The sequence below is a fragment of the Hydrophilobacter chitinilyticus genome (genome assembly GCF_049860745.1).
Taxonomy (GTDB): domain Bacteria; phylum Pseudomonadota; class Gammaproteobacteria; order Burkholderiales; family Burkholderiaceae_C; genus Rhodoferax_B.
In genome coordinates, this window is record NZ_CP187561.1 from 4,812,508 (window position 1) to 4,835,513 (window position 23,006).

Annotated in this window: 22 protein-coding genes; 5 read left to right on the plus strand and 17 right to left on the minus strand. The window is 62.5% G+C overall.

Annotation, left to right across the window (positions count from 1 at the left end; all coding sequences use genetic code 11):
* Positions 1–2: 2 nt before the first annotated feature.
* The gene (locus ACPWMG_RS21395) at positions 3–905 is read right to left on the minus strand and encodes a phosphatidate cytidylyltransferase (RefSeq protein WP_483301529.1); all 903 of its coding nucleotides are present in this window, start codon (positions 903–905) and stop codon (positions 3–5) included.
* 238 nt (positions 906–1,143) lie between these two features.
* Between ACPWMG_RS21395 and ACPWMG_RS21400 the strand changes: the two genes are divergently transcribed.
* Positions 1,144–1,569 (plus strand): nuclear transport factor 2 family protein, encoded by a 426-nt coding sequence (locus ACPWMG_RS21400; RefSeq protein WP_483301530.1) that lies wholly within the window; start codon positions 1,144–1,146, stop codon positions 1,567–1,569.
* A gap of 17 nt (positions 1,570–1,586) precedes the next feature.
* On the opposite strand, the gene ACPWMG_RS21405 is transcribed toward ACPWMG_RS21400, so the two are convergent.
* The 8 genes from ACPWMG_RS21405 to ACPWMG_RS21440 all read right to left on the minus strand — a co-directional run bounded on the left by ACPWMG_RS21405 (position 1,587) and on the right by ACPWMG_RS21440 (position 10,914).
* The gene (locus ACPWMG_RS21405; protein ID WP_483301531.1) at positions 1,587–3,104 is read right to left on the minus strand and encodes a mannitol dehydrogenase family protein; all 1,518 of its coding nucleotides are present in this window, start codon (positions 3,102–3,104) and stop codon (positions 1,587–1,589) included.
* Between the two features lie 4 nt (positions 3,105–3,108).
* A complete protein-coding gene (locus ACPWMG_RS21410) occupies positions 3,109–4,200 on the minus strand; it encodes an ABC transporter ATP-binding protein (protein ID WP_483301532.1) in 1,092 nt (363 codons plus the stop codon).
* Positions 4,201–4,209: 9 nt separating this feature from the next.
* On the minus strand, positions 4,210–5,232 hold the full coding sequence (locus tag ACPWMG_RS21415) for a Gfo/Idh/MocA family protein (RefSeq protein WP_483301533.1): 1,023 nt from the start codon (positions 5,230–5,232) through the stop codon (positions 4,210–4,212).
* The gene (locus ACPWMG_RS21420; RefSeq protein ID WP_483301534.1) at positions 5,229–6,110 is read right to left on the minus strand and encodes a sugar phosphate isomerase/epimerase family protein; all 882 of its coding nucleotides are present in this window, start codon (positions 6,108–6,110) and stop codon (positions 5,229–5,231) included. The genes ACPWMG_RS21415 and ACPWMG_RS21420 overlap by 4 nt, the downstream gene beginning before the upstream one ends.
* Positions 6,111–6,138: 28 nt before the next feature.
* Entirely contained in the window at positions 6,139–6,978 is an 840-nt protein-coding gene (locus ACPWMG_RS21425) for a carbohydrate ABC transporter permease (RefSeq protein ID WP_483301535.1), read from the minus strand.
* A gap of 79 nt (positions 6,979–7,057) precedes the next feature.
* Positions 7,058–7,939: a carbohydrate ABC transporter permease gene (locus tag ACPWMG_RS21430; RefSeq protein WP_483301536.1), complete on the minus strand. Its 882-nt coding sequence runs from the start codon at positions 7,937–7,939 to the stop codon at positions 7,058–7,060.
* A gap of 60 nt (positions 7,940–7,999) precedes the next feature.
* Positions 8,000–9,241: an ABC transporter substrate-binding protein gene (locus ACPWMG_RS21435; RefSeq protein ID WP_483301537.1), complete on the minus strand. Its 1,242-nt coding sequence runs from the start codon at positions 9,239–9,241 to the stop codon at positions 8,000–8,002.
* Between the two features lie 68 nt (positions 9,242–9,309).
* A complete protein-coding gene (locus tag ACPWMG_RS21440; protein WP_483301538.1) occupies positions 9,310–10,914 on the minus strand; it encodes an alpha/beta hydrolase fold domain-containing protein in 1,605 nt (534 codons plus the stop codon).
* Positions 10,915–11,189: 275 nt separating this feature from the next.
* Between ACPWMG_RS21440 and ACPWMG_RS21445 the strand changes: the two genes are divergently transcribed.
* A complete protein-coding gene (locus tag ACPWMG_RS21445) occupies positions 11,190–12,095 on the plus strand; it encodes an alpha/beta hydrolase (RefSeq protein ID WP_483301539.1) in 906 nt (301 codons plus the stop codon).
* A gap of 112 nt (positions 12,096–12,207) precedes the next feature.
* The gene (gene arfB / locus ACPWMG_RS21450) at positions 12,208–12,606 is read left to right on the plus strand and encodes an alternative ribosome rescue aminoacyl-tRNA hydrolase ArfB (protein ID WP_483301540.1); all 399 of its coding nucleotides are present in this window, start codon (positions 12,208–12,210) and stop codon (positions 12,604–12,606) included.
* 109 nt (positions 12,607–12,715) lie between these two features.
* On the opposite strand, the gene ACPWMG_RS21455 is transcribed toward arfB, so the two are convergent.
* The 8 genes from ACPWMG_RS21455 to ACPWMG_RS21490 form a co-directional block, all read right to left on the minus strand.
* Entirely contained in the window at positions 12,716–13,534 is an 819-nt protein-coding gene (locus tag ACPWMG_RS21455) for a heme ABC transporter ATP-binding protein (protein WP_483301541.1), read from the minus strand.
* A gap of 11 nt (positions 13,535–13,545) precedes the next feature.
* Positions 13,546–14,616, minus strand: coding sequence for a FecCD family ABC transporter permease (locus ACPWMG_RS21460; RefSeq protein WP_483301542.1), 1,071 nt, complete (start codon positions 14,614–14,616; stop codon positions 13,546–13,548).
* Positions 14,617–14,628: 12 nt separating this feature from the next.
* Entirely contained in the window at positions 14,629–15,153 is a 525-nt protein-coding gene (locus ACPWMG_RS21465) for a VOC family protein (RefSeq protein ID WP_483301543.1), read from the minus strand.
* Between the two features lie 61 nt (positions 15,154–15,214).
* Positions 15,215–16,099 carry a heme/hemin ABC transporter substrate-binding protein gene (locus ACPWMG_RS21470; protein WP_483301544.1) on the minus strand — a complete coding sequence of 295 codons (885 nt, stop codon included), beginning with the start codon at positions 16,097–16,099 and terminating at the stop codon, positions 15,215–15,217.
* Between the two features lie 18 nt (positions 16,100–16,117).
* Positions 16,118–16,507: a VOC family protein gene (locus ACPWMG_RS21475; protein ID WP_483301545.1), complete on the minus strand. Its 390-nt coding sequence runs from the start codon at positions 16,505–16,507 to the stop codon at positions 16,118–16,120.
* A 12-nt stretch (positions 16,508–16,519) separates the two neighbouring features.
* Positions 16,520–17,617: a hemin-degrading factor gene (locus tag ACPWMG_RS21480; protein ID WP_483301546.1), complete on the minus strand. Its 1,098-nt coding sequence runs from the start codon at positions 17,615–17,617 to the stop codon at positions 16,520–16,522.
* Positions 17,618–17,710: 93 nt separating this feature from the next.
* A complete protein-coding gene (locus ACPWMG_RS21485) occupies positions 17,711–18,076 on the minus strand; it encodes a hypothetical protein (protein ID WP_483301547.1) in 366 nt (121 codons plus the stop codon).
* Positions 18,077–18,095: 19 nt separating this feature from the next.
* Complete coding sequence (locus ACPWMG_RS21490; protein WP_483301548.1) at positions 18,096–20,363, minus strand: TonB-dependent hemoglobin/transferrin/lactoferrin family receptor; 2,268 nt, start codon at positions 20,361–20,363, stop codon at positions 18,096–18,098.
* A 328-nt stretch (positions 20,364–20,691) separates the two neighbouring features.
* Between ACPWMG_RS21490 and ahpC the strand changes: the two genes are divergently transcribed.
* Positions 20,692–21,255 (plus strand): alkyl hydroperoxide reductase subunit C, encoded by a 564-nt coding sequence (ahpC, locus tag ACPWMG_RS21495; protein WP_483301549.1) that lies wholly within the window; start codon positions 20,692–20,694, stop codon positions 21,253–21,255.
* A gap of 78 nt (positions 21,256–21,333) precedes the next feature.
* Complete coding sequence (ahpF, locus tag ACPWMG_RS21500) at positions 21,334–22,893, plus strand: alkyl hydroperoxide reductase subunit F (protein ID WP_483301550.1); 1,560 nt, start codon at positions 21,334–21,336, stop codon at positions 22,891–22,893.
* The last annotated feature ends 113 nt before the right edge of the window (positions 22,894–23,006 follow it).

A 23,006-nucleotide genomic window follows, 5' to 3' on the forward strand; every position in this document is an offset into this window, starting at 1 on the left:
CCTTAAAAGAGCAGGCCAAGATACAGCATTGGCGCGGTCAAGACCAGGCTGTCCACCCGGTCCAGCATGCCACCGTGGCCGGGAATGAGCGTGGAGTAGTCTTTGATGCCCAAGCGCCGCTTGCCGGCCGAGTACAGCAAGTCGCCCGCAAAACCCGCCAGCGATAAACACACGCCCAGCCCCACCAACAACGGCACATCGGCCAGGCGCAAGTAACGCCCCAGCAGCGCCGAAATCACCACACTGGCGCACACGCCCGCCAGCAAACCCTGCCAGGTTTTCTGCGGGCTGATGCGCGCTGCAATCTTGTGCCGGCCAAAACACTTGCCGCCGATGAACTGCGCAATATCGTTCAGCGCGGTGAGCGCAAACAGGTAGAAAAACCACGCCAGGTTGAGCCCCGCCATCGGCGTGCGCTGCAACAGCAAGGGCAAGAAACTCAAGCCCAGGCACAGCAGAATAAACAGCAGGAGCAATAGATGCGAACGCTGCCGGCGCAACCCAAACACTAGCGCCTGCAGCAACAACAAGCCCGCCAGCAGTCCAGTGGCCAGCGCCGAATCCCACCACGCCAGCGCCATCTGCAGCAGCCACACAGCCACCCCCACACCCCAGAAGTAACGGCGCGGCGCGGCATGCAAAGCGGCCAGTTCACGCAGCGCCAAAAACGAGATCAGCAACATCAACAACGCAGGCCCCCACGGGTACAACAGCATGGCGACGCTGACCACCGGGAAGATGCGCCACCAAGCGTTGATCTGCGCACGCAAGCTGCTGCCGCGCCGGGTGCCCCACGCCGCACCCAAGCTGGCCAGTGCGAGCACGCCATACAGCACCATCATGGCCAACAGCGTGCGCGCGGTTGCGGCAAAAGGGCCCCAGCCGATGGCAGAGAACTCAGACATGGGCACGCCGCAACAGGTGTACAGCGGAGGTTTGGACGGGCGACATCCGAAGAATTCTAGTGCAGCGACTGCTATGCACACAGTCAAAAACGCTATAATTTTAGTAGCACTCTCCGCACATATCGAAAGCGCTAGAGCCCATATTGGCTTAAAAATGCAAGAAGCGCCCTGGGGCGAAGGGCAGAGCAAGCTGCGCGTCTTGTATAACAGCGGTGAGTCAACACCACAAGGCACGCGCATGCCAACCCAGACACCAGTAGAACCCACACTCGTTACGCCCGAAAACCTCGTTCCCGTGTTGAACGAGTTACAGCGATTGGAGCCGGTTTTCCATGCCGCGCATGCTGATGCCACGCCCGAAGATTTTGAAGCGCTGGTGGCCCCGGAGTTTTGGGAGATCGGCGCGTCCGGCCGCAACTACAGCCGCGCGTTTGCGCTCAGCGTGCTGCAAGACCGCCAGCAGACACCTGCTGAAGAGGCCTGGAAGACACGAGACTTTCACGTGATGCAGGTGGCCGCAGACACTTATCTGTTGACCTACACACTGGTGCAACCCTTCCCGCAGGGAGGGCGCACCACACGCCGCATGACACTCTGGCAGCGGCGCGACGGTGCGTTCAAAGCGGTGTTCCACCAAGGCACGGTGGTCGACGCAGCAAGCTGATCAACCGCCCCACGTCTTTACAGCGCTGCCAGCGTCGCCTCCACGCCCTCTTCACCCAACCGTTGCCAATGCCGCGCCACGGCGTTGACAAACACCGGCGACGTGGCCAGTTCGCCGAACAAGGGCACGCTATGGCAAAACGCGGCCGTGCGTTGCTGCGCCGCCACCGTGGGCTCGGCACTGGTCACCGCCGCATTCGCCAAAGCCAAAGCTTCCGCCAAGGCCACCGCTTGCGGGTCTTGGATTTCGAACTTGAGCCCGCCCTCGTCCACCCCTTGCAGATGGTGCAACCACGCAGCCACCGCCAGGGCCAACAAACGAATGCCGCCGCCCGAGGCCAGCCGTTGGCGCACGGTGCCCAGCAGGCGTTGCGGCAGTTTCTGCGTGCCGTCCATGGCGATCTGCCGCGTTTGGTGTTGCAGCGCGGGGTTGGCGTAGCGCGCCAGCAGGCGCTCGCGGTAGGCGGCCACGTCCAGCCCCGGCAAGGCGGGCAGCGTGGGCTCGATTTCTTCCGTCATCAGGCGCAGCAGGTAGCGGCGCAAAGCGGCTTGCGCAACCGCGCGGTCTACCGTGGGCCAACCGGCCATCACGCTAAGGTAAGACAACGCGGAGTGCGTTCCGTTGACCATGCGCAGCTTGAGCAGCTCGTACGGCTCAGCCCGCTCCACAAACCTGGCCCCACCGGCTTGCCATGCGGGGCGACCAGCGGCAAAGCGGTCTTCGACCACCCATTCGAGAAACGGCTCGGCCAGCACGGGCCAAGCGTCGTCCACACCTAAACGTGCGCTGGTGCGCGCGCAGTCTTCATGGGTGGTGCGCGGCACGATGCGGTCGACCATGGAATTGGGAAACGTGCAGTCGCGCGCAATCCACTCGGCCAGTGCCGGGTCGACACGGTGGGCAAACGCCAGCACCAAACCCCGCAGCGTGCTGCCGTTGGCGGGCAGGTTGTCGAGCGACATCAACGTGACCGGCGGCAAAGCACGCGCGTGGCGCAGGGCCAAGCCACGCACCAGCATGCCGATGGCGCTGCGCGGCTGCAATGGGTGCGCCAGGTCGTGCGCAATGTCTGGGTCTTGCCAACGCAGCGCCAACGTGGCGGGGTCGTGGCAATAGCCTTTTTCGGTCACGGTGAGGCTGATGATGCGCGTGTCCACGCTGGCCAGGCGCTCCAACACCGCGCCCGGGTTTTCCGGGGCCACCAGCACTTCGAGCAGGTTGCCAATCACTTGCAGCACTTCGCGCGGCGCACCCATTTCGTCCGCATCACGCACGGCCACGGTGTACAGGCCGGCTTGCGGCTGCAGGGCGTCGCGGGTGTCGGCCCGGCGCAGCGAAACGCCGACCAAGCCCCAGGCCATGTCGTCGGTTTCGAGCAACGCGGCCTCGTTGATCACACCCAGGTGTGCGCGTTGGAATGCGCCCACCCCCAGGTGCACGATGCCGGGGCGCAGCGCCGCGCGGTCGTACGTGGGGCGCTGCGCCCCGGCTGGCAGGTGCTGTAGACGACTGGGGTGCAGGCGAGGTGCGGCCATAGGCTTACAGCACCTTTCCGCTCTTCAAGTCAAACAAATGCAGCCGCGCCGGGTCTAGGGCCAGCCGCAAACGCGCGCCCACCTCAGGCCGAATATCAGGCGCCACACGCGCTTTGATTTCTTGCGCACCCAGCCGCAGCGTCAGCAGGTTTTCGGCCCCCAGGGGTTCCATCAGTTCGACTTCGCAGTCCACCGCTGGCCAGTCCGGGCGCGCATCGGCCAGCGCCAGGTTTTCCGGGCGAATGCCCAGCTCAACCTCTTGCCCCACATGTTCGCGCCAGCGGCCAGCGGCTTCCGCAGGGATGACGAGCGACGGCCCGCCGGTGATGTGCAGCGCCAGTTGGCCGGCCTCTGAACTCAAGCGCGCGGGCATGAAGTTCATCGGGGGTGAGCCGGTAAAGCCCGCCACAAAGCGGTGCTGTGGCGCGCCGTAGATTTCATCGGGCGTGCCGAACTGCACGATGCGCCCGGCCTGCAGCACCACAATGCGGTCAGCCAGGGTCATGGCCTCGACCTGGTCGTGCGTCACGTAGATCACCGTCTTGCCCACGCGGCGGTGCAGCTTCTTGATCTCGGCACGCACCTGGTTGCGCAGCAGCGCGTCGAGGTTGGAGAGTGGCTCGTCGAACAAAAACAGCTTGGGTTGGCGCACGATGGCGCGGCCCATGGCCACACGCTGGCGTTGGCCGCCCGACAAGGCTTTCGGCAGGCGGTCGAGCAGGTGCGTGATCTGCAGCGTCTCGGCCGCGCTGTTGACGCGGTTGTTGACCTCGGCCTCGGCCACCTTGCGCAGGCGCAGGCCAAAGGCCATGTTGTCGCGCACGGTTTTGTGCGGGTAGAGCGCGTAGTCCTGGAACACCATGGCGATGTCGCGGTCGCGCGGGGCCAGGTCGTTGACGCGCGTGCCGCCAATGTGCAGGTCGCCATCAGAGATTTCTTCGAGCCCGGCCACCATGCGCAGCAGCGTGCTTTTGCCGCAGCCCGAGGGGCCGACGAACACAATGAACTCGCCGCTGTTGATCTCCAGATCGACGCCGTGGATGATCTCCACGTTGCCATAGTTTTTGCGGACTTGCCGCAGCGTGACTTCTGCCATGGTGTCGCCCTAGCGCTGCACGGGGATGTTGACCCCAGGCTGCGTGATGCCCTCCAACATGGCCGCCATCACACGCATGGCCTCCACGCCGTCATGGATGGTGGGCAGGTCAGTCTGCGCGCCACCTAACTGTGCGAAGAACGCCTTGAAGAGCGCGTTGTAGCCCTTGAAGTCTTCGTTCGCGGCAGCGGTGAAGTTGGGCTTCCACGACAAGGTGTCGATGCTGTCGGCCAGCGTGGCGTCCAGGTCATCAGCCTTGAACGGCGGGTTACGGAAGTGGTTCACTTCAATGACGCCGTTCACTTCCACACGCTGGTGGTCGCCCATGATTTGCAGCCGCTCCATGGGCGTGCCGCGCGACTGGATGGTGCCCATGACCACTGTGCCGATGGCGCCGCCCTCGAAGTTGAAGTGCACGTGCAGCAGTTGCTTGCCCGCCGCAATCTCGTTGCGGAACACGGTCACGCTGAGCACCGGCGCCACAAAGTAACGCACCAAGTCCATGTAGTGCACGCAGTGGTGCAGGTAGAAGCCGGTGTAGTCGACGTTGCCGCTGAAGTAGGTGGGCGCCGTCATGTACTCGCCGAAGAAGCCAGCCACGGCACCGAAGTCCTTGCCCTTCACCACGTTGTGCGCCATGCGGTTGGCGGTGGCAAAGCGCTTCATGAAACCTACGCCCACGGTCTTGCCGGCGCGGGTGGCGGCGGCTTGGATGGCCAGCGCATCGGCCACGTTGGCGCCGGTGGGTTTTTCCATAAACACGTGGCAGCCGGCATCCAGCGCGGCAATCGACATATCGCGGTGCTGCGTGGGGCCCACGGCCATGCCCACCACGTCGAGGCCGGGCACGTCGAGCAGCGCTCGGTAGTCGGTTCCCACGTGGGCGACACCAAAACGCTGGCCAATTTTCTGCGCGGCTTCTGCATTGATGTCGCACACCGCCACCAGTTCTACGTCGTGGCGCGTGAGCTGGGGCAACAACATTTGCTCGGCGTGTCGGCCGCAGCCAATCCATCCAACGCGGTACGTCATTTGCGGCCTCCGTTCAAAGTGATCAGGTTCTTCAAGAAGCCACAGGCGGCGGCAAGTTCGGTTTGTTCGTCGTTGGCGGGAGCTTTCCACTGCGCGAACGGAATGCCAATGCGCTCATCGCGGCGACGGAAGGGCTCCAGCGAAATGGTGCCGGTGTAGCCAATTTCGGCCAGCGTGCGCACCACCGGGTTCCAGTCGATGTGGCCGGTGCCCAGGTAACCACGGTGGTTTTCATTCGCCTGGAAGTGGATCATGTGCGCAGCGGCTTCGCGCAGCGCGGTGCAGATGTCGTCGTCTTCCATGTTCATGTGGAAGGTGTCGAGCACCAGGCCCACGCTGTGGTGCTCCACCATCTGCATCAACGCCACGCCCTGGCGGGTGGTGTTCAGGATGTCGGTCTCGAAGCGGTTGAGCGGCTCCACACCGAACTTGATGCCGCACTTGGCTGCCGCCTCGGCGCCCACCTTCAGGCCCTGCACCGTCCAGTCCACACGCTGTTGGCGCAGCGACTCAGGCACCACGTGCGGCGCACGCCCGGCAAACACCAGCGGGTTGCCATACAGCGGGCCACCGACGATTTGCGCGCCCAGCGCTTGCGCGGTCTCGGCGCAATACACCAGGTAGTCTTGCCCGGCTTGGCGCTTGGCCGCATCGTCGCTGGTCAAGTTACGGTCGAGGTTGACGCGCGCGGCCAGCACCACACCCAAGCCGGCATCGGCCAGCGCACGGCGCGTGGCGGCCAAGTCCAGCTCGCCGGGCTCGGGCACCAGCAGTTCGGCGAAGTCGTAGCCGGCGGCCTTCCAGCGGTCAAACTGTTGGAAGTCTGCGGCCACAAATGGGCGGTTGTATTGCATCGAGATGATGCCGATGGGGTTCATGGAATGTGTCTCCTTTTTGATCTGCAAACTAGCCTTTGACCGCACCTTGGGTCATGCCAGCAACGAGGCGCTTTTGAATCAGCATGAACAGCAGCGTCACGGGCAGCGCACCCATCACACCGCCTGACGTGAGCAGGCCCCAGGCGATTTCGTATTCGCCCACCAGGGTTTGAATGGCCACCGTGAGCGTGCGCACGTTCTGCCCGCCGAGGATGGAGGCGTACAGGTATTCGTTCCAAGAGGTGATGAAGATGTAAATGCCGGTGGCGATGATGCCGGGCACGGTGAGCGGCAACACCACGCGCACCATGGCGCCGATGGGCGTGCAGCCGTCCACCATGGCGGCCTCGTCCAGGCTGCGCGGAATGGCATCGAAGTAGCTGATCATCATCCACGTGGCGAACGGAATCGAGAACGTGGAATGCGCCAGGATCAGGCCCAGGTGCGTATCGAGCAGGCCAAGGTTCTTCATGATGATGAACAGCGGAATGATCAGCAGCACGATGGGGAACATGTTGACCAGCAGGAACTGCAGCATCAACACCCGCCGCCCCGGGAAGCGAAAACGCGAGAACGCATATGCCGCCGTGATGCTGACCGACAAGCCCAAAAACATGGTGCCGATGGAGACGATGAGGCTGTGGCCCAGGTTGTGCAGAAAGGTGGTCTTCTGGAACAGGCGCACGTAGTTCTCCAGCGTGACCACGGCGGGCAGCAGCGTGCGGTCTGGCGAGAACAGGGTGGACTCTGGCTTCAGCGATGTGATCAACATCCACAGGTACGGCCCCAGCGCGAACAGCACGATGGCGAGCATCGGCAGGTGCAGCGTGAACAGCCTCTTGATCGGTTGGTGTTTCTGCACACTCATGATATTTTTTGCCCCCTATGGTGCTGCGCACCCTTCCCCCCAAGGGGAGGTGAACGCCTCGGGAACGGCCCAGCGGCGCTCATTCGATGCCCTTCCCTGCGCGGCGCAGATACATGTAGATCGCGCCCAGCAACAGCAGCGAGAAGCTCACGGCCAGTGCCGAGCCATACCCAAAGTCCATGCTGGCGTAGGTGCGCTTCAGGGCGTACAGCGGCAGTGTGTGGGTGGCGTAGCCCGGGCCGCCACCGGTCATCACGTAGATCACGTCAATCGAGTTCGCCACCCAGATGATGCGCAGCATCACCGCCGTGACCAGCACCGGCTTGAGCGCGGGCAAGGTGATGTGCCAGAACTGCTCCCAGTCGGTGGCACCATCGATCTCGGCCGCCTCGTACAGGCTGTGCGGAATGGTTTGCAGGCCGGCCAGAATCATGATGGCGAAGAACGGAAAGCCCTGCCACACCAGCGCGGCGATGATGGCGTAGAGCGAGGTGTCGGGGTTGGCCAGCCACGGCACTGCGGTTTGCAGCAGGCCCAGGCGCAACATCAGGTCGTTCAGCAGGCCCACTTGCGGGTTGTAGATCCACGACCACATCAGGCCGATCACCACACTCGGCAATGCCCACGGAATCAGGATCAAACTGCGCGCCAGGCTACGCCAGCGGAAGGTCTGGTTCAGCAGCAGCGCGGTCACCAAACCCAACAACAACTGCAACGGCACGGTCAGGCCGATCCAGATGGCGGTGCGGCCGAGCGAGGCCCAGAACACCGGGTCGTTCCAAATGGCGATGTAGTTGTCCAGCCCGATGAACTTGACCGCGCGCGGCTTCCACAAGATGTTGTTGTAGAGGCTGGTGATGACCGCCTGCACCATGGGGTAGAACACCACGATGACGGTGGCCAGCACAGCTGGCGACAACAGCACGTAGGGCAGGATGTTGGTGTGCTTTTTTTGGCTCACTTTTTGGCCCAGGTGATCCCCTGCTCAACGAGAGAGCATGACTTCGGCAGCATGGTCAACCTACTTGGTGTTGAAGTGCTTGTCGATCTCTTGCATCATCTGCGCCGACGTGATTTCGCCGTTCAGCGCACGCTGCATGGTGGTGGGCCACACGGTCGACACGAAGTCGGCCGTTTGCGGCACCAGCGGCAGCGGCTTGGCAAACGCCAGTGAATCCATGGTGGCCTTCACAAAACGCTCGGGCTGCGGCACCTTGGCCGATCCGCTCTTGGTCACGGTGAGCTGACCGGTGGCTTCGTTGAACTTGAGGTTGTTGTCACCTTCGCTCAAGAATGTCATCCACTTCCAGGCGGCATCTTTCACCTTCGAGGTCTTGAACATGGTGGTGGACTCGTCACCAAAATACGTCCAGCGCGCGCCGCCGCACGAGGGCACGGGCACGGCCGAGACCTTGTCGCCCAGTGCATCGGCCATGCTCTTGGCCGAACCAATGTGGTGGAAGATCATGGCGGTGCGGCCCGACTTGAAGGCGCTGATGATTTCGTTGAAACCATCGTTCGGCGCCGAGGGCGGTGCCACCTTGTGTTTGCGCAGCAGGTCGATGTACCAGGTGTTGGCGGCCACGGCTTTGGCCGAGGTCATGCCGCCCGGCGCGAAGCTGCTTTGCGGCAACACGAACGGGCCCCAGTTGTCGTGCCCGCCTTTGCCGCCGCGCATGCCAAAGCCATACAGCTCGGTGCCGCCGTTGGCGCTGGCCGGCAGCGTGAGCTTTTTGGCGGCTTCCAAGAAGTCTTCACAGGTTGCCGGTGGTTTGAGGTTGGCTTTGGCGAACAGATCGGCGCGGTAGTAGAGGTAGATGGCCACGTACTGCAGCGGCATGTAGTAGTACTCGCCGTCAGACGCCTTGTTGATGTCCAGCAGGTTGGGTGCCAGGTCGGCCTTGCCGGGCCAGGTGGCGAGCTGTTTGGTGATGGGCTCGATGGCGTTCATCTCCAGCAACTGCGGCTGCAGCGCCAGGCGCGTCACAGCCACGTCCGGTGCCTTGCCGCCGGCAATCGAGATGAACAACTTGTCGAAGTAGTTGTTCCATGGAATGTTCTCGGCCTTGATCTTGATGGTGGGGTTCTTGGTCTCGAAGGTCTTGACCAGATCGTCCATGATCTTGGTGTTTTCCGCGTTGTCGACGTGGTACCAGAAGTTGACGGTTTGCTGCGCGGAGGCACCCGCGCTAAGGGTCAACGCAAGGCTGACGGCACTGAGCGTGCGCAGATAGGGGCGAAACGGGCGACGAGAAGATTGCATGTTTGTCTCCTTTTTTATGTTCTAACCAAAACTCTGTTCGCCTCAGCGAACACACCAGGGCACCGTGATCAGAGCGTGCGCAGGTAGGCGGCAGCGTCGTCAAACGCGGCACGCGCCTCGGGCAACACACTGCCCATTTGCATGAAGCCATGCACCACGCCGTCAAAGATCTTCAGTTGTGTGGGCACCTTGGCCGCTTCCAGGCAACGGGCCAAGGCCACGCTGTCGTCACGCAGCGGGTCAAGACCGGCGGCGTTGAGGTAGATGGGCGGCAGGCCAGCCAGGTCGGCCGCATCGGCCAGCAAAGGCGACACGCGCGGGTCGTTCGGGTCGTTGCGTTCGCCACTCAAATAATGCGCGCGGTACCAGGCCATTTTTTCGCTCGACAGACCAAACTGCCCGCCACCGCAGCGCATGTGCGATTCGGTTTGGTGGTCGGCCGAAAACACGCCGTAGAACAACAACGCGGCGTGCGGCAGCGCCTCGCCCGCGTGGCGCAAGTCGAGCATCAACGACAAGGCAATGTTGGCGCCGGCAGAGTCGCCGCTCACCACCCAAGGCGCGCCCAGGCGCAGCGTGGCCTGCTCGGTGCGCAGCCAGTGCCAAGCGCGCACGGCATCGTTCAAACCGGCAGGGAAAGGTGCGTCCGGTGCCAGCCGGTAGTCCACACCCACCACCACCAGGCCGGTGGCCAGCGCCAGCCGCGCCATGGCGCCCATGTGTGTTTTGAGGTTGCCCACCACCCAGCCGCCGCCGTGCAGATACACCAGCGTACCGGGCTTAGCGCCGCTGTTGGGCGCCACGCGCACACCAGCAATGCCGCCCGACGGGCTGGGGATGGTGAAGTGCTCCACCGCCACGTCCAGCCCATCAAGCTGGTTCCAGCGTTCGTTGGTCGCGTTGAAGTTCAAGCGGGCCTGCGCCAGGGGAATGGTCATCGGGTTGGGCAGGTGCGCGTCTTCTTTTTGCAGGCGCAGAAACACCGCCTCCATGCTGGGAGACATGCGCAATTCGGTAGAGGAAGAAGTCATATCGTCGGGCTCGCCAATCACACTGGAAACGTGGTGGAACAACACGCGGTCAAGCTCCGCAGCGCGGCCTGACTGCACGGCTTCGATGATCTTCCAGTGGCGCAACGCGGTGTCGCGCAGGGTGCGCCGCGTGGTCGACTGGGTGATCTTGTAGCGGTGGCTGCTGAGCGAGCAGCGGTCGAGAATGGGAACCAGCGCGGGCAGGTTGGCGCGGTCGTAGAGGGCGCGGTGGAACTCCTGGTCGAGCTCAAACAACGCGTATTCGTCGCCGGCTTCGGCCACGGCCTCCATCTGCTGCACCAGCATGCGCAGCCCCTGAATGTGCTCGGCCGTGAAGTTGCCAATCGACAGGTAAGCCGCGCGCGACTCCATGCGCGCCCGAATGTCCAGCGCCTCTTGCCCCTCGGCCGCCGAGACGCCCGCCACCACCGTGCCCCGGTAACCCTGGCGCACGATCAGCCCGTCTTCCTTCAGCCGCATCAGCGCTTCACGCACGGTGCTTTGGCTGCAACCCATGGCCTTGGCCACGTCAAGCTCCACCAATTGCTGACCCGGCGCCCGCTCGGCCAGAACGATCTGGCGGCGCAGGGCTTGGTAGACCTCTTGGCTCTTGCGGCCGGTGGTGGGGGGGGTGGAAGACATGAGTGAACTTTATTATCGATAATTTAATTTCACACTATCGATAACCCTAAAATTTTAAAGACGCCATTCAACCGTTAGTGCAGAAAGTCGTTGCACTTTGACCTATGCGCCATTCAACATTGACCTTTGAAATGGCCTGAAAGCATGACACAGGAAAGCCGCTAAAGCTCGTTTCGGTTTTTGCAGTAACGCCAGGTTGAAGCATGCGCATGAATCCAAAAGCCGTTTAATGGCGTATGGACTGCATGCCTTTCTTTTCTAAACTTTCCACACCTATGAACCGCCGCCTAGGCCTCATGGGCATCGGTTCCGCCATCGCGACCCTGGTGTCCGGCTGTTCTGGTGCCCAGGTGCTGGACCATCTAGTGGCCCATGACTCCTACCACGGCCCCACGGGCGTGCCTTACGGGGCCGATCCGCGGCATCTGCTGGATGTGTACCAGCCAGACACTGGCACGGTACCCGGCAGTGCACCAGTGGTGCTATTTTTTTACGGCGGCAACTGGACGCGTGGCGAGCGGGCCGAGTATCGTTTCGTGGGCGAAGCCCTGGCAGCTAACGGCATCATCGCCGTGGTGGCCGACTACCGGCTGAGCCCCCACGTGCACTACGACGGCTTTCTGGGAGATTGCGCATTGGCCCTGCAATGGACCTTGTCGCATGCAGCCAGCCTGGGTGGCGACCCTGCGCGGGTGATGGTGATGGGCCATTCCGCCGGGGCTTACAACGCCGCCATGCTGGCACTGGACCCGCGTTGGCTGGCGCCTTTAGGTTTAACACCCCATCGCCTTGCGGGCTGGATTGGTCTGGCCGGGCCGTACGACTTTTTGCCAATTGGCGACCCCGAAGTACGGGTTGCTTTTGGCTGGCCGCAAACCCCGGCGAATTCCCAGCCCATCTTCTACGCCAACGCCAAAGCCCCCCGCACCTTGCTGCTGGCCGCACGCCACGACACAGTGGTGGATGCGCAACGCAACACCGTCGCCCTGGCGAACCGCTTGCGGGCTGGGGGTACCGAGGTGGAGTTGCGGCTGTTTGACAACATTGGCCACGTGACGACCGTTGCCGCCCTGGCCCGGCCCCTGGACTGGATAGCCCCGATACTGCCGACCGTCGTGGCCTTTGTGCGCGGTGAGTCACAGCGTAGCGGCATCAACACATTGATGAATACAACGGTTTGAAGCATGGGCGCTGGACTAGGGCTGTCGATCTGCCAAGAAATCGTCTCGGCACACGGCTGGCGTACCGAAGCACGCCGCGAAAATATGGGGCTTAAAGTTCAGATACACCAAAATGCCGCCAGTCGTTGACCTAGAAGAAGTCGAATTCACCGCCATGCGCGCCCAAGGCCCAGGCGGGCAGAACGTGAACAAGGTGTCGAGCGCGGTGCACTTGCGCTTCAACATCCACGCCTCTTCACTTTCAGAAGCCATCAAAACCAACCTGCTCGCGCTGCCCTCTTCGCGGGTGACCAAAGAGGGTGTGTTGATCATCAAGGCGCAGGCCTCGCGCAGCCAGGATGAAAACAAGGCTGCGGCGCTGCTGCGGCTGGAAGCGTTTGTGGCGAATGCCGCGCATGTACCTATTACACGCAAGCCCACCAAGCCGACTTATGGTTCCAAGCAGCGGCGCCTGAAGAGCAAGTCCACGCGGTCAGAAATCAAGGCTGGGCGGGGCAAGGTGCACGAGTAGCGCAGGCGAAACAGTTTTCGAGAGTCAGCACCAGCGTCGGGAAATACGGCTCAAGAAGTGAGCCGTATTTTTCAATTTACGGCTCAACGGGCCTTTCGCGCCAGCGCAATCACGCCGTAATCAACAGCTGCGCCACCCCATCTTGCGTCACCACCGGCTCACACCGCACGCCCCACACATCGGCCAACCGCTGCGGCGTGAGCACGCTGTGCGCCGGGCCTTGGCTGTTGATGGCGCCGTGGTGCAGCACCACAGCCTCGTCGCAGTAGCGCAGCGCCAGGTTGACGTCGTGCAGAACCGCCACCACGCCCACCCCCTGCTCTACCGCCCAGGCGCGCACGGCTTGGAGTACGCGGTGTTGGTGAGAGAAGTCGAGCGCGGCGGTGGGTTCGTCCAGCAGCAGCCAGCGGGGTTGGCCGTCGGTGCGTGGCTGCCAGATCTGCGCCAGCACGCGGGCCAGTTGGGCGCGTGCTTTTTCGCCACCCGAGAGGGAGTTGAGCACGCGGTGCTGCAGGGCGTAAACGTCGGTCAGGCGCAGGGCGTCGTCGACGATGGCGGCCTCGTCGCGGCTGGGTTGGCGGCGGTGGGGAAAGCGGCCTAACTCCACCACTTCGCGCACCGAGAAGTCGAACGCGGTGGCGGTGTCTTGCGGCAGCAGCGCGCGGCGCAACGCCCATTGGGCAGGCGACAAATCGGCCAGCGAGGTGCCGTTGATGCGCACCGTGCCCGACTGCAGCGCGCGCTGGCCAGACAGCAAGCTCAGCAGGCTGGATTTGCCCGCGCCGTTGGGGCCGAGGATGGCGGTGACTTGCCCTGCCGGGATGGACAGGCTGCACGGCTGCAGCACGGTTTTTCCGCCCAGGCGCAAGCCTACGCGGTCGGCTTGCAGGCTGCCCCTCAAGGTTTGCATCGGCAATGGTTCAGACATAACGGCCGCCATCACACACGCCCCTTGAACTGCCGCAACAGCAGCAAGAAAAACGGCACACCCACAAACGCGGTCAACACGCCCAAGGGCAGCTCGGCCGGTTGCACGATGGTGCGGGCCACGGCGTCGGCCAACAGCACCAGCGCGGCGCCGAGCATGGCCGAGCCGGGCAACACGATGCGGTGGTCTGGCCCGGCCAGCAGGCGTACACAGTGCGGCGCCAGCAGGCCCACAAAACCGATGATGCCGGTGGTGGCTGTGACGGCCCCCACGGCCATCGCGGTGACCAGCACCACGCGGCGTTTGATGCGCTCCACGTCCACACCGAGCAGCGCCGCTTGCGCCTCGCCCAAAGCAATAGCATTTAACGGCCTGGCACAGAACAGACCTGCTGAGACCGCTACAAAAACAATACTGCACACCAGCAGCACCGCGCTCCAGCGCCCGCCACCCAAGCTGCCCAGCAACCAGAACTGGATGTTGCGCATTTGCTCGTCGGTGGCGATGAAGTTGAGGTAGCCCATGCCCGCGCCCGCCAGGGCGTTGATGGCAATGCCAGCCAGCAGCATCAGGCTGATGCGCGTGCCGCCTTCGGATTGCGAGAGCATGTAGATCAACAGCGTGACGGTCAGGCCGCCGCCAAAAGCCATCAGCACCAGCGGCCAACTGCCCACGGTGCGCGGCAGGTCGGGGAAGTAGCTCGCGCCCAGCACGATGGTCACGCCTGCGGCGAGCGCGGCGCCACTGCTGACGCCGATGAGGCCGGGGTCGGCCAAGGGGTTGCGAAAGATGCCTTGCATCAACGCGCCCGACAGCCCCAGGCCCGCACCTGCGGCCACGCCCAACAACAAGCGCGGCAGGCGGATGTTCATGAAAACGAGTTGCTCGGGCGAACCGTCGAGCCCGCCAAATATGGCGGCCCAGATGGTCTTCAGAATGTCGATGGGTGCAATGGCGTAAGCGCCCTGCCCGCTGGCGGTGACTAGGCTGACGAGCACCAGAGCGGCCCCCAGCCAGAGCACGGTTTTGCCCGTGAGCCGCCGGGTGTGGGGCACGGCGGCTTGGTTTGCGATGGCGTTCATAGAGCCCTCGCTTTACGAGGCCGCAGGGCCGGACGATGGCCGCTGGGGCCCACGCATGGACTGCCACGTGGTTGAAATCGACTGCGTGGGCGCCGATGCCGGCGACCGTGCCGCCAGCGCGCGCGCCACGTGGAGGTAGTTGGCGTCACTTGGCCATTCCACCAACTGCAGGCTGTTGCCGTCGCGGTCTAGCAGGCTGAATTCCCACGAGCCCAGCGGCGTGCGTTGCGGCGCGCCACACATGCCCGTGCTGGCCTGGTAGTCCAAACGGCTGTGCAGGTGGAACACGTCGCGCACCACCACACGCAAGTGCACGGGCTGCATCAGCGGCTGGTCGGCCAACTGCTGCCAGAGCTGCACGCGCAAGCCACCACACCCGAGCAAGGCCCATACGCCGGGAATGTGTTGTTGCAGGGTGAAGCCGAGATTTTGTTGCCAGTCTTGGAGCGCGGCGGATAGCGCTGGTGTGGGCAGCGAAAGCCCGCCCTCGTTGCCATCGCCCCAGGCCAAAAATTCACCGACTCGAGCAGCGCTCATTTGGAAACCTCCGTGCTCCGCACTGCGGTGCGAGCCCCCTTCGGAGCGGCCGAGCGGGGGCTCATGCCAGCACCAGTTGTTGGTACAGGGTGCGCACGGTCTGCGGCAGGCGCGGGCCAAAGCCGATGAGTTCCAACGCGTCGAGTTGCACCAAGGCGCGCTTCTTGAAAGCAGGCGTAAGGGCAAGCTCGGGGCGGCTCCAGAACTTTTCCAACCCGCCCTGCGCTTCAACACCTTGGGTGCTGGTGAGCACAAAGTCGGGCGCGGCGGCGGCCATGGCTTCGGCGGTCATGGGGCGGTAACCATTAAAACCCGTCATGACGTTGATGCCGCCCGCGAAGTTGATCATGGCGTCTGCCGCCGTTTTGGTGCCGGCCACTTGGGGGCTGGCGCCATGCGCCAGGATGAACAACACCTTGGGCTTGCGGCCGCGCGACTTCACCGCATCGGCCACTTCTTTTTGCACCGCTGTCCAGTCAGCGTCGAGCTTGGCTTGCAGGGCTTGCGCCTGCGCCACGCGCGCGGCGCTGCGCCCCACCACTTGCACCTTGCGCTGCACCTCGGCCCAGGTGTGGTCGGCTTCAATCAAATCTACACGCACACCAGCGGTACGCAACTGGTCGAGCACCACCACGGGGCCGGCTTCGGTGGTGCCAATCACCGCATCGGGTTTGAGCGACAACAATCCCTCGGCCGACAAGGTGCGCATGTAGCCGACCTTGGGCGTGTTCAGCGCGGCAGGCGGGAACAGGCTGGTCGTGTCGGTGCCGACCAACTGGCCCTCGGCGCCCAGCGCGTAGACCACTTCGGTGATGGCGCCGCCCAGGGTGACCAAGCGCGGCAGCTTGGTGGTTTGCGCTTGAGCGGGTAGCCAGAGGCTTGCGCCCACGGCGCTTGCACTGGCCAGAAGTTGGCGACGGCTGAGTGGGGTGTTCTTGTTCATCATCAATACTCGTTCTGGTCTTCAAAAAGCTTCGGCCACCGGCGGGCCAAGGTTCTGCGCAATGCGCCACAGCACGCCGCTGGGGTCACGCAACACAAATTCGCGCATGCCCCAGGGTTGGACTTTCAGCTCGCCTACCTGCACCTGGTAGTGGCCCGCCAGGTCGGCCTGCGCCACGTGTTGCCACCAAGCCTCGGCATCAGGCACCAACAGGTGCATGACGAAGTTTTCGGCGAAGCCCGGTTGGTCGAACGGCTGCAGCAAGAAGCTGCAATCACCGCAGTAGAAATAGGCCACGCCATGCCCTTCAGAGGCCTTGGTGAAGCCCAGGTCTTGGTAGAAGCGGATGGCCAGCGCGAAGTCGCGCGCGGGCACAAACGCCTTGATCTCGACCGTCTCCAGCGCAGACATGAGGCGCTGGCTTTAAGCGGCGACGGTGGAGGCTTCGCGTGGCAAACGCGCCACCAGCTCGCGCCAGGTTTGCAGCTCGGGCGTGCCGGGCTTGCGCGAGCCAAAGAACATCACCATCAGCTCACCCGTGTGGTCAAACACTTCGACCGAGGTGACGATGCCGTCCGACGTGGGCTTTTGCACGGCCCACACGTTGGCCACCATGTCTTCGCGCAGGTGCAGGTTGAAACCAGCATCGAGCACGTTGATCCACTGCGCATTCGGCGTGACCATCGGCTCGATGCGGCGCACGGGGCCGCTGTGGATCTGGATGCAACCGGGGCTGCCCACAAACACCATGATGCTGGTCTCGTCCATGGCGGCTTCGTCGAGCAAGGTACGCACGGTGTTCAACGGCAGGGGCTGGCTGAACTGGCCGGCCATCAGGCGGAAGGACTGCTGACGCTCCACCGCGTGTTTCTTCAGCAGGCCGAAGAAGTCGTGGGTGTCTTTCATCGCCGCCCAGTCGGCGCCCAAAGCGGCGGCGTCGATGGTGCTGTCGGCGGGGATGGCGGGCTTAGGCTCAGCAGCCGTGTATTGCACGGGCGCGGCGTTCGCATCGGCAAAGCGCTCGACCAGCGCGTCGAACGCGGCACGGTCGCTGGCGTCGCGCACAAAAATCTTGTGCACGGCAATGCCTTGCGCGTCATAGAACTGCAGGCTTTGGCTGGGTGGGTTGGTAGCAGACGCTGCAGGTTCGAACACCGCAAAACCGGCGTGCCACTTGGTGAAGAACAAACGCAGGTCGATGTCTGGATCCAACGCCAAGCCCATGGCGGCGCTGCCGCTGACTTTGTTGTACACGCCGGTTTTTTCGTGCACGGTGGATTCGTTGCGTGTGAGCGCGAGCACCGGGCCGCAGGCTTGCACGCCTTGCAGGATTTCCAGCCATTGGGCGCGCAGCGGCGTGGCTTTGATCGGTTGCTCATGCGCGCCCACGTGCGCGGCGATGGCCATGCCTTCGGTCAGGCCCAGGCTTTCGGCGGCGTCTTTGTGGCGCTTGCCGGCTTGGCGCAGTTCAGCAAAGCGGGTGCGGATGTCAGCGGGGTTGGTTTGAAGTGTGGTGGTCATGGTGGGTGGTTTTCTAGTGTGAGGAAGAGAGTGAAAAATCAATCACAAAAGCGGCTCTGGCGCTTATGAATGAAGCGCAAGCCGCTATGGTTTTCATTGCACGATGTCGGGTGTGCTGTGCCACAGCACACGCTGGTCTTCAGGCACCACCACCGGCTCGGCTGCGCCGCTGTGGTGTGCCAAGGTGTGCAGGTGCTGCACCCAACGCGTGTGCAGGCTCCAGACCACGGTTTTGAAGTCGGGCGACAACATGGCGTGCTGTGACAGCACCGAGAGGTTCTCGACGATCTTGCGTGCCAGCTCATCGCGGTGGTGGTCGCAGCACGCTTGCGCGTGCCCGGTCATCAAAGCCAGCGCGCCGGCCAGGAGGGCCTCGGCGCAAGGCATTTCGTATTCCTCGTCGCGCGCGGCCCCAGTTGGGTTCTCGGCACGCGGATTGGAATCTTCGGGCTTGCTCATGGCACCTCCTGATGGGAACTTAGAAGTCGGCGACCAACGAGACGCGGTAGTTGCGGCCTGGCTGGGTGTAGGCGTCGATGGTCGTGCTGTTGGCGGCCTGGCCGACCACGGTCGACCACTGCCAGTACTTCTTGTCCGTCAGGTTGTAGACGCCAGCGGTCAAGCGCAGGTCTTTCTTGATGCGCCATTGGCCGGTCAAATCCACGATGGTGGCCGACGGGCTGAGGAACGGGTTCGCTTGTGCGCTCAGATCCACATCCGACTTGTCTTTGCCGCCGTAGTAACGCACGTTGAGCGCGCCGCTCCAGCCGGCCGTGGCGTACTCCAGGCCGACCATGGCGTTCTCGGGGCTGACCGAATTCAGGCCCACACCGGTGTCGCTGTTTTCACCCTTGGTTTGGCCATAGGCAAACGGCGTGCTGAAGCGGCCATCGCCCACTTTGCCCCAATCGGCACGACCCTTGATCTCGAAGCCGCTGATGCGCACATTGCCGATGTTGATGGACTGGTAGATGGCCGGATTGGCTGCCGTGAAGGCACCGCCGACTTGCTGGAAGTCTTCGATGAAATCCTTGTAGCGACCAGTGAAGGCGGCTGCGTCCAGCGACACGTTGGCCAAGCGGCCACGCGCGCCAATCTCGAAGTTCTTGCTGCTTTCAGGCTTCAAGTTCGGGTTGGCGATGCTGCGGTAGTTGGCCGTAGGGTTGGCAAAGTAGGCGTTCACCTGGCCGGCGTTCGGCGCCTTGAAGCCCGAGGCGTAGTTACCGTAAACACTCCACACGTCATTGGCGTGGAACATCACACCCAGCTTGGGCGACACGGCGGTGTCAGACAAACCGGTCACGGTGTTGGTGAAGCCCGCTTGGCTTGGATCGATCTTGAAGTGATCGACACGCACGCCTGGCGTGATGCTCCATGGGCCCAAGATGATTTCGTCTTGTGCGTACAGCGCAGCGCTGGACTCGGTGGTGTCCGGGAAGCGCTTCAGCGGGTAGGTCTCGCCTGTGGCCGGCGTGGTGCCAGTCTGCAGGTTCTTCACCTTGTTGTTGCTGTAGTCAAAGCCGTAGGTGATCTTCTGCAGCGAGTCCGCACCCATGCGGATTTGCTTGTTGGCCTGCAGGTTCAACTGCGTGCTTTTCTCGCTGTAGTCGGTGATGCGGCTGCGGTCCGCAGAGCTGTAGCGGTCTTGGTAGAAGGCTTCAGTCGACTGCGAATCCTGGTAGCTCAGCACCACACGTAAGGCATCGGCCGCTGCGCTGTTGAGTTGCCAGTTGCCGTCCCACGTGATGCGGTCACGCTTCATGTCGGTGTTGGCGCTCGACGCGATGGTTGAGTTAGCCAGGTTTGTGCCCGTCAGCACCGGCGTTGCAGGCGTGATGTTCGACAACAGGTTGTAGTCGGCCTTGTGGTCCACGTGTTCAAACGTCAACACATGCTTTTGACCACCACCGGGGGTGAACACCAGCTTGCCGAGCAGCGACTGGTCTTTGTCTTTTTCAGGGTTGGGCGTGGTGCGGCTGGTGTCGGCAGCATCATTGGCCCCCATGTTCTTCAGGGCATCACCACCGCTGATGTTGCCCGAGAACAACCACGACAGCGCATCGTTGCCGCGCCCTGCCATGGTCACGCCGGTCTTCCAACCATCACGGTCGCTGCTGTAGCCGACGTTGGCCGAGCCGCCAAAGGTCTTGCCGTCTTTCAGGTAATCAGCAGGCTCTTTGGTGATGAAGTTGACCAAGCCGGCCACGCCGTCCGAGCCATACAGCGCCGAGGTCGCGCCGCTGACGATTTCCACGCGCTTGACCAGGCCGATGTCGACGTAGTCACGCCCCACAGCGCTTTCGCTCGGGAAGGTGTAGCTCAGTGGCTGGCGAATGCCGTCCACCAACATCAGCACACGGTTGCCACCCAGGCCACGGATGTTGAAGCCGGAGTTTTGGTCGCGGCCGGTTTGCGAGCCGATGGTAAAGCGTGCAGGCGCGCGCGGCACGTTGACGTTGGGCAGGTCGGCGGCCACATCGCGAATGTCTTGGATCTGCTTGCTCTCCAGGTCTTTGGCATTGAGCACGTCAATGCTCATTGGCAATTCATCAGGATCCTGCTCGGACCGCGAACCGCTGATGACCACTTCTTTCAGCGCAGGGGCCGCAGCAGACGCAGGCGTTTGGGTTTGCGCAGAAGCGGCGGCAGCAGCGCACAACAGGCCCACAAGAACCGTGATTTCACGCAGCGCGAAGCGTGCCGATGGATTGGAGGAGCGTGGGAAAGACGAATGAAGAGAAGCCACAAATAGCCCAGCAGAACAGGTGGAACATGGGAACTTGTTCTGATCCTTCAGAGGGTCTTGAACGCGTTCCATGGCTGGCTGCAAGGGAAACGCCAGGCAAAAGTGCACTGACGCGATGTGGCTAGCTGACGTAGTAAAACTTAGTATATGCGAATAGTTCTCATCCACAAAAGTTTTAGCATTATTTTGTTACGCCTTTACAACCGGACAGATCGCCTTCATAGGGGGCGTCATGCACCATCAATAGTTATTTTCTATTGAAAACCATCATTCAAGAGCTATACAATATCAACTCGTTACCGATTTCATCAACCACTAAGGAAGTTACATGTCCCTGATCAACACCCAAGTCCAGCCTTTCAAGACCGAAGCCTTCCACAACGGCAAGTTCATCACCGTCAGCGACGAAAGCCTGAAGGGCAAGTGGTCTGTTTTGATCTTCATGCCTGCAGCCTTCACCTTCAACTGCCCTACCGAAATCGAAGACGCAGCCGACAACTACGCTGAATTCCAAAAGGCAGGCGCCGAGGTCTACATCGTCACCACCGACACGCACTTCTCGCACAAGGTGTGGCACGAAACTTCTGCCGCTGTGGGCAAGGCCAAGTTCCCACTGGTGGGTGATCCAACCCACACGCTGACCAACGCTTTCGGCGTGCACATTCCTGAAGAAGGCCTGGCACTGCGCGGCACGTTTGTGATCAATCCAGACGGCGTGATCAAGACCGCTGAAATCCACTCCAACGAAATCGCCCGCGACGTGAAAGAAACGCTGCGCAAGCTGAAGGCTGCCCAGTACACCGCCGCCCACCCAGGCCAAGTGTGCCCCGCCAAGTGGAACGAAGGCGCAGCCACGCTGACCCCATCGATCGACCTCGTCGGCAAGATCTAAGCGACCACCATCGCCCTAAACCCGGGCGCTGTGCGCTCGGGTTTTTTTTCCCCTAAACGTTTGCAAAGTGAGTTCATCATGCTTGACGCCAACACCAAAGCCCAATTGAAAAGTTACCTCGAACGGATCAGTCAGCCGCTCGAAATCGTCGCATCGCTCAACGACAGCAAGGCTTCCGGTGAAGTGCTCGAACTGTTGAACGACGTTGCAGAAGCCTCGCCATTGGTGAAGCTGATCGAGAGCCGCGACGACAGCCACCGCAAGCCCTCGTTCTCCATTAACCGCCCTGGCGAAAACCATGGCCCGCGTTTTGCCGGTCTGCCCATGGGGCATGAATTCACCTCGTTGATTTTGGCGCTGCTGCAAACCGGCGGCTACCCACCCAAGGTGGAAGAAGCCGTGCTGGAACAGATCCGCGCGCTGGACCGCGACCTCGAATTTGAAATCTACATTTCGCTGACCTGCCACAACTGCCCGGACGTGGTGCAGGCGCTGAACCTGATGGCGATCCAGAACCCGCGCATCAAAGCCACGATGATCGACGGCTCGTTGTTCCAAGCAGAAGTGGCCGAACGCCAAATCATGGCCGTGCCCACCGTGTTCTTGAACGGCACCGAATTTGCCCAAGGCCGCATGACCCTGGAAGAAATTCTGGCCAAGATCGACACCAGCGGTGTGGAGCGCGAAGCCAAGAAGATCAGCGCCAAAGAAGCGTTTGACGTGCTGATCGTCGGTGGTGGCCCCGCAGGTGCCGCAGCCGCTGTGTACGCCGCACGCAAGGGTATCCGTACCGGCGTGGCGTCTGAACGTTTTGGCGGCCAGGTGCTCGACACGCTGGGCATTGAAAACTTCATTTCGGTGAAAGAAACCGAAGGGCCTAAGTTTGCCCACGCACTCGAAGAACATGTGCGCAACTACGACGTGGACATCATGAACCTGCAGCGCGCTGCAGCCTTGGTGCCGCAAGACGGCTTGCTGGAGGTGAAGCTGGAAAGCGGCGCCACGTTGAAGAGCCGCTCGATCATCATCTCCACCGGCGCACGCTGGCGCAACATCAACGTGCCCGGCGAAAAAGAATACAAGAACAAGGGTGTGGCTTATTGCCCGCACTGCGATGGCCCACTGTTCAAGGGCAAGCGCGTGGCGGTGATTGGCGGCGGCAACTCCGGCGTGGAAGCCGCCATTGACTTGGCCGGCATCGTGGGCCACGTCACGCTGATCGAGTTTGGCGACCAACTGCGTGCCGACGCCGTGTTGCAGCGCAAGCTGACCAGCCTGGCGAACGTGACCGTGCACGTCAACGCGCAAACCACCGAGATCACCGGCGACGGCCAAAAAGTCAACGGCCTGGTGTTCAAGGACCGCATCAGCGAGCAAGTCCACAGCGTGGAACTCGAAGGTGTGTTTGTGCAGATTGGCCTGGTGCCCAACACCGACTGGCTCAAGGGCACGGTCGAGTTGAGCAAGCACGGCGAGATCATCGTCGACGCCAAGGGGCAGACCTCGCTGCCCGGCGTATTTGCCGCAGGCGACGCCACCACGGTGCCGTTCAAGCAGATCATCATCGCGGCCGGTGACGGCGCGAAGGCGGCGCTGGGTGCGTTTGACTACCTGATCCGCGAGTCGGCTCCCGCTTAAATCGCTGTTGCCTGACATCGGGCGCCGGTCGAAAGGCCGGCGCCCTTTTTTCATTGTTTTGCGCTCGGCAGGCGCAACCCGTCAAGAACGCCTATCAGTCCCGTTCGCAGTCC